The sequence below is a fragment of the Pseudomonas sp. EGD-AK9 genome (genome assembly GCF_000465935.2).
Taxonomy (GTDB): domain Bacteria; phylum Pseudomonadota; class Gammaproteobacteria; order Pseudomonadales; family Pseudomonadaceae; genus Aquipseudomonas.
In genome coordinates, this window is record NZ_AVOF01000034.1 from 1 (window position 1) to 12,063 (window position 12,063).

The window sequence follows — 12,063 nt, forward strand, 5'->3', positions numbered from 1 at the left end:
CCCAGGCGAACAGGCCGAGGCCGAGCACGGCGGTGGCCGCGCCGATATAGCCGGTGACCGTCCAGCCCAGGCCGGCGCCGATGGCTAGGCCGCCGAGCCAGGGGCCGAGGGCGTTGGCGATGTTGAAGGCGGCGTGGTTGGAGGCCGCGGCCAGGGTCTGCGCGCCGATGGCCACGTCCATCAGGTGGGTCTGCAGCGCCGGGCCGAGGGCGATCATGGTGCCCAGGGCGAAGATCGCCGGGGCCACGCTCCACACCGATTGCGCTGCCAGCGGCATCAACAGCAGCACCAGCGCGCTCCACAGCAGGATCCAGGCCACCGCCTTGAAGCGCAGGCGGTCGAACAGCCAGCCGCCGGCGCTGTTGCCGACGATGCAGCCGGCGCCGAAGAGCGCCATCGCCAGCGGAATCCAGCCCGGTTGTACGCCGGTCACCTGCAGCAGGGTGGGCGCCATGTAGGCGAACACGCAGAACATCCCGGCGAAGCCGATCGAGCCGATGGCCATGGCCAGCCAGATCGGCGCGCGGTTGAAGGCGCGCAGCTCGCCGATCGGGCTGGAGCGTTGCTCGTTGCGATCGGTCGGCAGGAAGATCGCCACCATGGCGATGGTGGTGATGGCGATCACCGCGACCAGGGCGAAGGCGTAACGCCAGCTCAGGCCCTGGCCGAGCCAGGTGGCCAGCGGGTTGCCGATCAGGATGGCGACGGTGAGACCGGCCAGCACCCGGCTCACCGCCTTGGCCCGCTTGTGCGGCGGCGCCATGTTCGCCGCCACCAGCATGGCGATGCCGAAGTAGGCGCCATGCGGCAGGCCGGCGACGAAGCGGAACAGCATCAGCGACAGGTAGTCCGGGGCCAGGGCGCTGGCGAAGTTGCCGAGGGCGAAGCAGCCCATCAGCAGCAATAGCAGGATGCGCCTGGGCAGGCGCGCACCGAGCAGGGCGAGGGTCGGCGCGCCTACCACCACGCCGAGGGCGTAGGCGCTGATCACGTGGCCGACCTGCGGCTCGCTGATACCCAGGTCGGCGGCGACGTTGGGCATCAGGCCCATGATGGCGAATTCGCCGGTACCGATGGCGAAGCCGCCGAGGGCCAGGGCGAGTTGAATGAGAAGGATCGCGCCAGGCGACAGGTTGGTCGCGGCGGTGGCGGCGTGGTCGTTCATGAATAACCTTGGGCGGGGAGGGCAAACGGCCGGCGCATTATAGGCCCCCGACAGCGCGTCGGGGGATTGGCAATGGCTCTAGATCGGCGCTTTCGTCGAACTCGGGGGGCGTCAGCCGCGCGCGGGGATGTTCAGGCCGCGCTGTACGGCGGGGCGGGCGAGGAAGGCCTCGAGCACGCGGCGCACGTTGGCGAAACGCTCGAACTCGACCAGCTCGCCGGCCTCGTAGAAGCCCACCAGGTTGCGTATCCAGGGGAAGGTGGCGATATCGGCGATGCTGTATTCGCTGCCCATGATCCAGTCACGGCCTTCGAGGTGCTGGTCGAGCACGCCTAGCAGGCGCTTGCTCTCCGCCACGTAGCGGTCGCGCGGACGCTTGTCCTCGTAGTCGCGGCCGGCGAAGCGGTGGAAGAAGCCGAGCTGGCCGAACATCGGACCGACGCCGCCCATCTGCCACATCAGCCACTGGATGGCCTGGTAGCGCGCACCGGCAGCCTGCGGCAGCAGCTGGCCGGTCTTCTCCGCCAGGTAGAGCAGGATGGCGCCGGACTCGAACAATGCCAGCGGCTCGCCGTTCGGACCAACGGGGTCGAGGATGGCGGGAATCTTGTTGTTCGGGTTGAGCGAGAGAAACGCTTCGCTGAACTGGTCGTTGCTGTCGAAGCTGACCAGATGCGGCTCATAGGCCAGGCCGGTTTCCTCCAGCATGATCGACACCTTGACCCCGTTGGGCGTGGGCAGCGAGTAGAGCTGCAGGCGCTCGGGGTGCTGGGCGGGCCATTTGCGGGTGATGGGGAACTGGGCGAGGTCGGTCATGTGAACTCCATGGCGGATGGGACGGCGACGGGATGCGGGCGATCAGAACACGCAGGGTGCGGGCGAGGGAAATCGATCCTGCTGCTAATGCCCATCGACCCGGGCGATGCCGGCAGGTTCCCGATGCTCGGGCCGGGTATGGGCGCCAGCGTTGCGCCGGTCAACCGCCGGTTTTTTGCGCGCCGGCGAGGCGGGGCATGGAGACGCGAGCCATACGGCGGTGAAGCGCCGGTTTCCTGGGAGCGGGCTAGGCGGTATGGTGCGAGCTTTCCTCCACCCGGCACGGAGCCCATCGGCATGAGTCTGCACGGTACCTACGATCCCCAGAACATCTTCGCCCAGATCATTCGCGGCGAAGCGCCCTGCTACAAGCTCTACGAAGACGACGAGGTGCTGGCCTTCCTCGACCTGTTCCCGCAGTCCTACGGCCACAGCCTGGTGATTCCCAAGCGCGCCGCCGCGCGCAATATCCTCGAGATCGACGAGGCCAGCCTGGCCAAGGTGATGGCCGTGGTGCAGAAGCTCACCCGCGCCCTGGTCGAGGAGCTGGAGCCGGCCGGGGTGCAGGTGGCGCAGTTCAACGGCGCGCCGGCCGGGCAGACGGTGTTCCATATCCATATGCACGTGATCCCGCGCTTCCCCGGCGAGCAACTGGGCATCCATGCGGCGAACAAGGCCGATCCGGCTGAGCTGGAAGCGCTGCAGGCACGGCTGGTCAAGCGTCTGCGGGGTTAATCGTAGGGGTGCCGCGCGCCCTGCGTCGCGACAGCGCGGCGCGTCAATCCATCTGGCCGCCGCGCCAGGCCGCGACCACTCGATTCTGCAACGCCTGCCGGTCCTGCAACTGCTCGACCGCCCGCTTGGCCAGCTCGCTCCAGTAGGGATCGACCTCGGCTTGGGCCGCCGACAGGCGCGAGGCCAGATTGGCCCAGGCCGGCGGCAGGCGCGGTGGATGGGCGGCGAAGCCGCCGTCACGGTCGCGCGCCAGGTAGCGCACGTGGCGGATGCCGGCCAGCAGGATGCGGCCATGGCACATCAGGCAGGGCTCGAGGCTGACGTAGAGCGTCAGGCCGCTGCGGTCGAGCTGCGGGTGCTCGGCTTCGAGCTGATCGAGCACCTGCATCTCGGCGTGCGCGGCGCTGGCGTAACGTCCGGCGAACACCTGGTTGCGGCCGCTGCACAGCAGTTCCTGCTGCTCGGTGACCAGCAGCGCACCGACGGCGTAACAGCCTTCTTCCAAGGCCAGCAGCGCCTGCTCGCAGCACAGCCTGGCCCAGCCGTCGTCGGCGTGGCGGCTCGCTGGCGCCTGGTGCAGCAGGGCAAGGTGCTCGGGCTTCATCGCAGTCTTCCGGGATGGGACGAGAGACAGTATGACCGCTCGCGCCGCCGGCGCTGCCCTACGACCATGGTGCAATAGGCGCCTGGGGGCGAAGACGGCGACACTACGTCCGTCCCGATCCTGCGTGGTTTGGGTGCAAGCGTTTCTACATTCCTCTCCCGGAATGTCTTGAATGGGCGGGCGACCTTCTGGTCGCCCTTTTTTTGTCGCCGATAAATGCCGGGAAAGCCGCTCAAGACCATGGTCTTAGAGCGGTAAGACCATGGTCGAATGGCCACACGAAGGGTCGGGGGATACAAAAGGCAGCATAAAAAACAACTCGCCATCGAGGTATATCCATGAGTGCTGCGTCTCTTTATCCCGTGAGCCCGGAAGCGGCCGCCAGGACCCTGACCGACGAGGCCACCTACAAGGCCATGTACCAACAGTCGGTGGTCAACCCCGACGGTTTCTGGCGCGAGCAGGGCAAACGCCTCGACTGGATCAAGCCTTACACCAAGGTCAAGCAGACCTCCTTCGATGACCACCACGTCGACATCAAGTGGTTCGCCGACGGCACCCTCAACGTCTCCTACAACTGCCTGGACCGTCACCTGGAAGAGCGGGGCGATCAGGTGGCGATCATCTGGGAAGGCGACGACCCGGCCGAGCACCAGGAAATCACCTACCGCCAGCTGCACGAGCAGGTGTGCAAGTTCGCCAACGCCCTGCGTGGCCAGGACGTGCACCGCGGCGACGTGGTGACCATCTACATGCCGATGATCCCCGAGGCGGCGGTGGCCATGCTGGCCTGCGCACGCATCGGCGCCATCCACTCGGTGGTGTTCGGCGGCTTCTCGCCGGAGGCCCTGGCCGGGCGCATCATCGACTGCAAGTCGAAGGTGGTGATCACCGCCGACGAAGGCGTGCGCGGCGGCAAGAAGGTGCCGCTGAAAGCCAACGTCGACGACGCGCTGACCAACCCGGAAACCCACAGCGTGCAGAAGGTCATCGTGGCCAAGCGCACCGGCTCGGCGATCAAGTGGAACCAGCATCGCGACATCTGGTACGAAGACCTGATGAAGGTCGCCGGCAGCGTCTGCGCGCCGAAGGAAATGGGCGCCGAGGAGCCGCTGTTCATCCTCTATACCTCCGGCTCCACCGGCAAGCCCAAGGGCGTGCTGCACACCACCGGTGGCTACCTGGTGTATGCCTCGCTGACCCACGAGCGGGTGTTCGACTACCGCCCGGGCGAGGTGTTCTGGTGCACCGCCGACATCGGCTGGGTCACCGGCCACACCTACCTGATCTACGGCCCGCTGGCCAACGGCGCCACCACCCTGATGTTCGAGGGCGTGCCGAACTACCCGGACGTCACCCGCGTGGCCAAGATCGTCGACAAGCACAAGGTCAACATCCTCTACACCGCGCCGACCGCGATCCGCGCCATGATGGCCGAGGGCAAGGCCGCCGTGGCCGGCGCCGACGGCTCCAGCCTGCGCCTGCTCGGTTCGGTGGGCGAGCCGATCAACCCCGAGGCCTGGCACTGGTACTACGAGAACGTCGGCCAGAGCCGCTGCCCGATCGTCGACACCTGGTGGCAGACTGAAACCGGCGCCTGCCTGATGACCCCGCTGCCGGGTGCCCACGCGATGAAGCCGGGCTCCGCCGCACGGCCGTTCTTCGGCGTGCAGCCGGCTCTGGTGGACAACCTGGGCAACATCATCGAAGGGCCGGCCGAAGGCAACCTGGTGATCATCGACTCCTGGCCGGGTCAGGCGCGCACCCTGTACGGCGACCACGACCGCTTCGTCGACACCTACTTCAACACCTTCAAGGGCATGTACTTCACCGGTGACGGCGCGCGCCGCGACGAGGACGGCTACTGGTGGATCACCGGCCGGGTCGACGACGTGCTCAACGTCTCGGGGCACCGCATGGGCACCGCCGAGGTGGAAAGCGCCATGGTCGCCCACCCGAAAGTCGCCGAGGCCGCCGTGGTCGGCGTGCCGCACGACATCAAGGGCCAGGGCATCTACGTCTACGTCACCCTCAACGCCGGCGAGGAGGCCAGCGAGCAGCTGCGTCAGGAGCTGCGCAACTGGGTGCGCAAGGAAATCGGCCCGATCGCCACCCCGGACGTGATCCAGTGGGCGCCGGGCCTGCCCAAGACCCGCTCGGGCAAGATCATGCGCCGTATCCTGCGCAAGATCGCCACCGCCGAATACGATGCTCTCGGCGACATCTCCACGCTGGCCGATCCCGGCGTGGTGCAGCACCTCATCGACACGCATCGGCAGATGCAAGCCGCCTGCGCCTGATCGGCAACGGCAACCCGAAAGCCCCGCCCGGCCACAAGCCCGGCGGGGCTTTCGTTTTGGGCGGGGCTGGCCTTCGCCAGCGGCTTTGGCAGGGGCGGCGAAGGCTTGGTGCGGACCTGCCAGGGGGCGTGATAGATAGGGTCTAAGTTGTACATAGAGAATATCTTGTACAGTTTTTGTATCGATATGCATAATGGCGCTGTGCCATTTTTGCGCTGGCCATCGCCACCGGTGCCTTTTCCTGCCGGCGCTCCGAGCATCGCCGAGGGCCGTCAGCCCCGGCGCACTGTCTGCCCTTTCGATTCAGAGGCCTCCATGTTTGCCAATCTCAGCATTTCCCAGAAGTTGTATGCGGGTTTCGGCGTCGTTCTGCTGATCATCCTGATTCTGGTGTTGTCGACCTGGCGCGGTTTTGCCGAGGTCGACAGCACGGTCAAGCGCAATATCCATACCTACGATGTGCTCAACGAGTCAGCCTCGCTGCTGACCAGCCTGATCAATATCGAGACCGGCATGCGCGGTTTCGCCATCACCGGCGGCGAGCAGTTTCTCGCTCCGCTGAACGAGGGCGAGCGCAGCTTTCAGCAGCACCTCGCGCAACTGCGCCGTCTGACCGCCGACAACCCCAAGCAGCAGCAGCGCCTGAGCCAGTTGCAGGCCCTGCACGATCAGTGGGAGCGCGAGGACATCCACGGCAATGTCGAGCTACGCCGCCAGGTGGTGGCCGGTGCGCAGTCGATGGAGGCGGTCATCGCGCAGATCAGCGCGGGGCGCGACAAGGCCAAGATGGACGCCATGCGCCAGCTGCTGGCCGATCTGCAGGCCGAGGAAAATGGCCTGCTTGCGCAGCGCAACCTCGCCATGCAAGCGGCCAAGTCGTCGTCGCTGGCAATTCTGCTGAGCGGCGGGCTGATTGCCGCGGTGCTCGCCATCAGCGTTGCCTTTGCCCTGTCGCGCAGCATCGCCGGACGTCTGCAGCCGGTCGTCGACGTGGCGCGCAGCATCGCCGAGGGGCGTCTCGATACGCGCATCGAGCGCGCCGGCCGCGACGAGATCGGCGTGCTGCTGGACGCCTTCGCCACCATGCAGGAGCGCCTGCGCGAGATGATCGGGCAGATCCGCAGCGGCGCCGAGCAGCTGGTCGGCGCCGCACAGAACATCTCCAGCGCCGCCAGCCAGCTGTCGGTGTCCACTCAGGAGCAGTCCCACGCGGCGTCCAGCATGGCCGCCACGGTGGAGGAGCTGACCGTCAGCATCAACCATGTCGCCGACAACGCCAACGAGGCCCACAGCCTGTCCAGCGAGTCGGGTCGGCAGTCGTCGGAAGGCGGTACGGTGATCCAGCACACCCTGTCGAGCATGCAGCGCATCGCCGACACCGTGCAGGGCGCGGCCGCGCAGATCGGCGAGCTGGGCCAGCACTCGGACCAGATTTCCTCCATCGTCAACGTGATCAAGGCGATCGCCGACCAGACCAACCTGCTGGCGCTCAACGCGGCCATCGAGGCGGCACGGGCCGGCGAGCAGGGGCGCGGTTTCGCCGTGGTGGCCGACGAGGTGCGCCTGCTGGCGCAACGCACGGCCAATTCCACCCAGGAGATCGCCGAAATGATCAAGAAGATCCAGAACGGCACGCGCAATGCGGTGGGCAACATGGAGGTCGGCGTGCAGCAGGTCAGCAGCGGAGTGGAGCAGGCCAGCCAGGCCGGCAACGCCATCGTCAGCATCCGCGAAGCTTCGGGGCGCGTGGTCGGCGTGGTCGACCAGATTTCCCTGGCGCTGCGCGAACAGACCGTGGCCAGCCAGGACGTGGCGCGCAATGTCGAGCGCATCGCGCAGATGTCGCAGCAGAACAGCGAAGCGGTGGCGGACACCTCGCGTACTGCGCAGGCCCTTCAGCAGCTGGCGCTGTCCCTGGAAAAACAGGTGGCCTCCTTCCGGCTCTGATGGCGCGGAGCAGGCTATCCTTCGTCCGTCGGCCGCGGCGGTTCGCCGCCTGAGCCGAGGCGTTGCGCTTTTGTCAGTTACGAAGTGCCGGGCTCCCGCGACGGGCCCGCGCCAACGGTGGTCTTCGCCCCTGACCAGGATGCTCCCATGAACAGTGACAGCCGGAGTTTCTTCCCCCAACCCTTTCGCCCGCTCGGCTGCGCCGAGTGCCGCAACCCAGAGGCGCTGGGGTTCGACTTCACCATGGCCTTTCAGCTGATTCTGGATGTCGAGGAGCGGCGACCCTTCGCCTACGAGGCACTGGTGCGCGGCGTCAACGGCGAGTCGGCGGGGGAGATTCTCGGGCGGGTCAACGATGGCAACCGCTATCGCTTCGACCAGGCCTGCCGGGTCAAGGCCATCGAGCAGGCGGCTCGTCTCGGCCTGCACGAACTCCCCGATTGCCTGCTCAGCATCAACTTCCTGCCCAATGCGGTGTATCGCGCCGAGACCTGCATCCGCGCGACGCTGGAGGCGGCCAGGCGTTTCGAATTCCCCCGCGAGCGGCTGATGTTCGAGGTCACCGAGGGCGAGCAGATCCACGATGCCGAGCACCTCAAGCGGATCTTCGCCGAGTACGGCCGGCAGGGTTTCACCACCGCCATCGACGACTTCGGCGCCGGCTACTCCGGGCTCAATCTGCTGGCCACCTTCCAGCCGCATATCCTCAAGCTGGACATGGTGCTGACCCGCGGCATCGACCAGGACCCGGTGCGCCAGGCGATAGTCGCCGGCATCGTCCTGGTGGCCCGGCGGCTGGGCATCCGCATCATCGCCGAAGGCATCGAAAGCGCCGGCGAGCGCGACGCACTGATCGAACTGGGCATCCGCTACATGCAGGGCTACCTGTTTGCCCGGCCGCAGCTCGGCGCGCTCAGCCGGCCCTGAGCTGAGAACCAGGCAAAACGCCCCGCCGGCCGGGGGCCGAGCGGGGCGTTGTCACGGCAGGCGGGGCTCAGAGCGCGCCGAATACCTTCTGCGCCAGGCTGGTGGCGGCGCCGGCCGGGTTCTGGCGGATGTTCGCTTCCTGCACGGCAATCATCTCGAACAGGCCGTTGAGCGCCTGCTCGGTGACGTAACCTTCCACCGTGCTGCTCTTGGCGTCGACCACGCCGAAGGCCGCGGCCTGACCGGCGAAGGCGTTGTACTGCTGGGCCAGGCCGACCTGGTCGGTGGCCTGCTTGACGATGGGCAGGAACTTGGCGCGGATCTGCTCGCGGCTGCTCTGGTTCAGGTACTGGGTGGCGGAGTCTGCGGGGCCGGCGAGAATCGCCTTGGCATCGGCCAGGGTCATCTTCTTCACGGCGTCTACCAGCAGCGCCTGGGCCTGCGGCACGGCGGCTTCGGCGGCCTTGTTCATGCTCGCCTCCAGCTGCTCGACCTGGGCGCCCATGCCCATCATCTTCATGGTCTTGGCGGCCTTGCCGAGGTGGCCCGGCAGCTCGATGCGCACGTCCGGGTTGTCGCTGAAGCCGCCGGGCGTGCCGAGCTGCTTGACCGCCACCTGGGCGCCCTGGATCAGCGCGTCCTTGAGGCCGCCGCTGGCGTCCTGCTGGCTCAGGTCGGAGAGGGACAGGGCGAAGGCGCTGGCCGAGAGCAGCAGGCCGGCGGCGACTGTGGTGAGGCGAAGCATGGTGGTCTTCCTTGTGCGGGTGAGAGTGGGGTCAGCTTAACGGCTGCTGCAGGGCCTGCTCAACGCACGGCGTCGACGCAGATGCGCAGCGGCTGCGGGTCGCTGCCGTCGAGGGCGACGCCGTGCTGTTCGGTGGTGATGAACAGCAGCCGGCCGTCCGCCTCGATGCGCGCGCTGACCGCGTAGCGATGGCCGGGCTGCAGCTGCGTCGGGTCGTAGGCGAGGCTGAAGGGTAGCGGCACCTGGCCGGCCACCGGCCCGGCCTGACGGGCCAGCACCTGGGCCGGTGCGTCGGCCAGCGACACGTCGAGCAGGCTGATCTCCAGGGTGGCCTGCGGCGGCAGGGCGCTGCGCTGCAGGTAGAAGACTTCGCCACTGAGGCGGTGCATCTCGACGCTGCTGCTGCAGGCGGCGAGCAGGGCGCTGCAGAGCAGCAGGGATAGGCGTTGCATGGTGGCTCCTTGGTTGATCAGGGCTCTCAGACCCCGGCGACGGCGAGAGGTTGCCTGGCCCGGCCATCGCCCTGCACGACGCGGCAGTGGGCAACGGCATTCGCGGCTGGCTATGATCCTAGCCCATGACTTCCCTGCCACCGCTTCGTCATCCCTGCCCAGCGGGCGTCTGCGACTGTCGGCGCGAACAGCTGCTGGACGCGCCGGGCGCCGACACGCGCATCCTGCTGCTCACCCGTCAGGAGGAGCAGCGCCTGCTCGAGCGCCTGGAGAACCTGCAGAGCCTGGAGGAACTCGAGCGCTTGCAGCAGCGCATGTTCGAGCAGCTCGGCATTGGCCTGCATATCGCTCCCGGCCATGGCGAGGTGCGCAGCATGCGCGGCATCGGCTTTCGCTTCGACGAGCAGCCAGGCCTGTGCCGCAAGACCCGCCAGGCGATCCCGGCGGCGATCCGCCGCGCCCTGGAAAAGCGTCCGGAGATCGCCTGGCGCCTGCTCGATGCGCACGATCTGTTTCGCGACAGCTGAGGCCACCCGTCTCGCCTCCAGGCGCGCGAGTGAACTCACGGCGCTCGCCCCGGTCTTTCTCCTGTCGGCCCGCCGGGGCGGCGCGGGTGGCCATTGGCCGGCTGGCTGAAGGCCTCCTCAGCGCGCCTCCGGTACCTCCGCTGCAGCCCATGGCGCTGCCTGTGGCCGACCTCGCACCGCGCCCGCCCGGCGGGCTTCGTTTTCGTCGCCACGTGAAGATCGCCCATGTCCCTATCCCGTCATTTCCCCGTTATTTCGACTCGACCCTTCGCCGCCTGTCTGTTCGGCGGTCTGCTGGCGCTCGCCCCTGCGGCGCAGGCCGAGGAGGCCGGCAATGCGCGCTGGGTCAGCGACAGCCTGAACACCTACGTGCGCAGCGGGCCGACCGACGGTTACCGCATCGTCGGCACGCTGAGTTCCGGGCAGAAGGTCGAGCTGCTGCGCAGCCAGGGCGATTACAGCCAGGTGCGCGCGGAGAACGGCAACGCCGTGTGGATTCCCAGCCGCGACCTGCAGGCCGTGCCCGGCCAGGCCGAGCGCCTGCCGCAGCTGGAGCAGCAGGTGGCCGAGTTGTCCGCCGAGCTGAAAGGCATCGACGACGCCTGGAAGGCCCGCGTGCAGGGCATGCAGGAGACCCTGGACTCGCGCAAGCAACTGATCGACGAGCTGCAGGCAGCCCGCAGCGCGCTGGACAGCGAGCTGACCACGGCCCGCGCCGAGTTGCGCGATGCCCAGGCGCAGCTGGGCGAGGAGCAGCAGCAGGTGCTGATGCGCTACATGGTCTACGGCGGCGGTATCGCCGGCGCCGGGCTGCTGCTCGGGCTGATCCTGCCGACCATGCTGCGGGTCAAGCGCAAGCGCAACGATCAGTGGTTCTGAGCCCGGCTCAGGTGCGCGCCGTCAGGTGCCGGGCGATGCCGCTCTGCAACGGCCGCAGCCCCTGCGCCAGGCGCAGCCCGGCGCCGCGCAGCAGGCGCACGGGCAGGCGGTCGTCGGTGTACAGCTCCACCAGCAGATTGGTGGCCTGGTACAGCGGCCAGGTGGCCAGGCGCTGCCGGCGTTCGTAGCGCGCCAGCAGATCGCCTGCGCCGAGGTCCTGGCGCTTGCGCTGCGCGGCCAGCAGCAGTTCGCTCAGCCGCTGCACGCTGCCCAGGCCGAAGTTGAAGCCATGCGCGGTGACCGGATGCATGCCCACGGCGGCATCGCCGATCAGTGCGCAACGCCGGCCAATCATGCGCCGCGCGTAGGCGCCGACCAGCGGGTAGGCGTGGCGGCTGCTGACCAGCCGCATGGCGCCAAGGCGGCGCTCGAAGCGCCTTTCCATCTCCCGGGCGAAGGCCGTCTCGTCGAGCCCTTGCAGGCGTTCGATCTGCCGCGGCGGCAGGGTCAGTACCACCGACGACTGGCGGCCATTGAGCGGCAGCAGGGCCAGGGTCTGGCCGTAGCCGAACCACTCCCAAGCCACCTGCTGGTGATCGCGCTCGTGCTGCATGCGGCACACCAGCATGCTCTTGCCGAAGTCCTTGAGCTGGGCGCCGATGCCGAGCTGGCGGCGGGTCTCCGAGAAGCGGCTGTCGGCAGCCACCAGCAGACGGGTTTTCAGTAACTGACCGTCCTCAAGAACCAGCTCCACCTCGCGTTCGCGCTGGCAGATGGCGCGCACGCTCGCCTCACAGCGCAATTGCACATCGGCGCATTCGCCCACGGCCTGGTAGGCGGCCCGGCGGATCGCCTGGTTGGCCACCAGATGCCCGAGGCGCTCGGCGCCGGCCTGCTCGGCGCGGATCTGCAGGGCGAACAGCGAGGGGCCGTCGAACACCTGGGCGTCGCGCAGCTCGGCGATGG

Annotated in this window: 12 protein-coding genes; 6 read left to right on the forward strand and 6 right to left on the reverse strand. The window is 68.0% G+C overall.

The window, feature by feature from the left end:
* On the reverse strand, window positions 1–1,165 hold a 1,165-nt coding region (locus N878_RS01655; RefSeq protein WP_021441943.1), incomplete at its 3' end, for an MFS transporter.
* Between the two features lie 111 nt (window positions 1,166–1,276).
* Entirely contained in the window at window positions 1,277–1,981 is a 705-nt protein-coding gene (locus N878_RS01660) for a glutathione S-transferase N-terminal domain-containing protein (protein WP_021441944.1), read from the reverse strand.
* 297 nt (window positions 1,982–2,278) lie between these two features.
* Here N878_RS01660 and N878_RS01665 point away from each other — a divergent pair, with 297 nt between their 5' ends.
* Complete coding sequence (locus tag N878_RS01665) at window positions 2,279–2,716, forward strand: HIT family protein (RefSeq protein WP_021441945.1); 438 nt, start codon at window positions 2,279–2,281, stop codon at window positions 2,714–2,716.
* A gap of 43 nt (window positions 2,717–2,759) precedes the next feature.
* Here N878_RS01665 and N878_RS01670 read toward each other — a convergent pair whose 3' ends face one another.
* Window positions 2,760–3,320 carry a nucleoside deaminase gene (locus N878_RS01670; RefSeq protein WP_021441946.1) on the reverse strand — a complete coding sequence of 187 codons (561 nt, stop codon included), beginning with the start codon at window positions 3,318–3,320 and terminating at the stop codon, window positions 2,760–2,762.
* A 338-nt stretch (window positions 3,321–3,658) separates the two neighbouring features.
* On the opposite strand from N878_RS01670, the gene acs reads away from it, so the two are divergent.
* The 3 genes from acs (at window position 3,659) to N878_RS01685 (ending at window position 8,494) form a co-directional block, all read left to right on the forward strand.
* Complete coding sequence (gene acs, locus N878_RS01675; protein WP_031302567.1) at window positions 3,659–5,620, forward strand: acetate--CoA ligase; 1,962 nt, start codon at window positions 3,659–3,661, stop codon at window positions 5,618–5,620.
* A 315-nt stretch (window positions 5,621–5,935) separates the two neighbouring features.
* Window positions 5,936–7,567, forward strand: a complete 1,632-nt coding sequence (locus N878_RS01680) for a methyl-accepting chemotaxis protein (protein WP_021441948.1) — start codon at window positions 5,936–5,938, stop codon at window positions 7,565–7,567.
* Window positions 7,568–7,714: 147 nt separating this feature from the next.
* Window positions 7,715–8,494 carry an EAL domain-containing protein gene (locus N878_RS01685; protein ID WP_021441949.1) on the forward strand — a complete coding sequence of 260 codons (780 nt, stop codon included), beginning with the start codon at window positions 7,715–7,717 and terminating at the stop codon, window positions 8,492–8,494.
* 67 nt (window positions 8,495–8,561) lie between these two features.
* On the opposite strand, the gene N878_RS01690 is transcribed toward N878_RS01685, so the two are convergent.
* The gene (locus N878_RS01690) at window positions 8,562–9,239 is read right to left on the reverse strand and encodes a DUF4197 domain-containing protein (RefSeq protein WP_021441950.1); all 678 of its coding nucleotides are present in this window, start codon (window positions 9,237–9,239) and stop codon (window positions 8,562–8,564) included.
* A 59-nt stretch (window positions 9,240–9,298) separates the two neighbouring features.
* Window positions 9,299–9,691, reverse strand: coding sequence for a YbaY family lipoprotein (locus tag N878_RS01695; protein ID WP_021441951.1), 393 nt, complete (start codon window positions 9,689–9,691; stop codon window positions 9,299–9,301).
* 125 nt (window positions 9,692–9,816) lie between these two features.
* On the opposite strand from N878_RS01695, the gene N878_RS01700 reads away from it, so the two are divergent.
* Both N878_RS01700 and N878_RS01705 read left to right on the forward strand, forming a co-directional pair.
* Window positions 9,817–10,218, forward strand: a complete 402-nt coding sequence (locus N878_RS01700; protein WP_021441952.1) for a hypothetical protein — start codon at window positions 9,817–9,819, stop codon at window positions 10,216–10,218.
* Window positions 10,219–10,443: 225 nt separating this feature from the next.
* A complete protein-coding gene (locus N878_RS01705) occupies window positions 10,444–11,097 on the forward strand; it encodes a TIGR04211 family SH3 domain-containing protein (RefSeq protein WP_021441953.1) in 654 nt (217 codons plus the stop codon).
* 7 nt (window positions 11,098–11,104) lie between these two features.
* Here N878_RS01705 and ubiM read toward each other — a convergent pair.
* Window positions 11,105–12,063, reverse strand: a 959-nt coding sequence (gene ubiM, locus N878_RS01710) for a 5-demethoxyubiquinol-8 5-hydroxylase UbiM (protein ID WP_021441954.1), incomplete at its 5' end; no start/stop codon positions are given.

Coding starts and splice junctions, on each gene's coding strand:
- N878_RS01665 (WP_021441945.1), top strand. CDS start 2,279: ATGAGTCTGCACGGTACCTACGATCCCCAGAACATCTTCGCCCAGATC.
- N878_RS01700 (WP_021441952.1), top strand. CDS start 9,817: ATGACTTCCCTGCCACCGCTTCGTCATCCCTGCCCAGCGGGCGTCTGC.
- N878_RS01705 (WP_021441953.1), top strand. CDS start 10,444: ATGTCCCTATCCCGTCATTTCCCCGTTATTTCGACTCGACCCTTCGCC.
- N878_RS01695 (WP_021441951.1), bottom strand. CDS start 9,691: ATGCAACGCCTATCCCTGCTGCTCTGCAGCGCCCTGCTCGCCGCCTGC.
- N878_RS01670 (WP_021441946.1), bottom strand. CDS start 3,320: ATGAAGCCCGAGCACCTTGCCCTGCTGCACCAGGCGCCAGCGAGCCGC.
- acs (WP_031302567.1), top strand. CDS start 3,659: ATGAGTGCTGCGTCTCTTTATCCCGTGAGCCCGGAAGCGGCCGCCAGG.
- N878_RS01690 (WP_021441950.1), bottom strand. CDS start 9,239: ATGCTTCGCCTCACCACAGTCGCCGCCGGCCTGCTGCTCTCGGCCAGC.
- N878_RS01660 (WP_021441944.1), bottom strand. CDS start 1,981: ATGACCGACCTCGCCCAGTTCCCCATCACCCGCAAATGGCCCGCCCAG.
- N878_RS01680 (WP_021441948.1), top strand. CDS start 5,936: ATGTTTGCCAATCTCAGCATTTCCCAGAAGTTGTATGCGGGTTTCGGC.
- N878_RS01685 (WP_021441949.1), top strand. CDS start 7,715: ATGAACAGTGACAGCCGGAGTTTCTTCCCCCAACCCTTTCGCCCGCTC.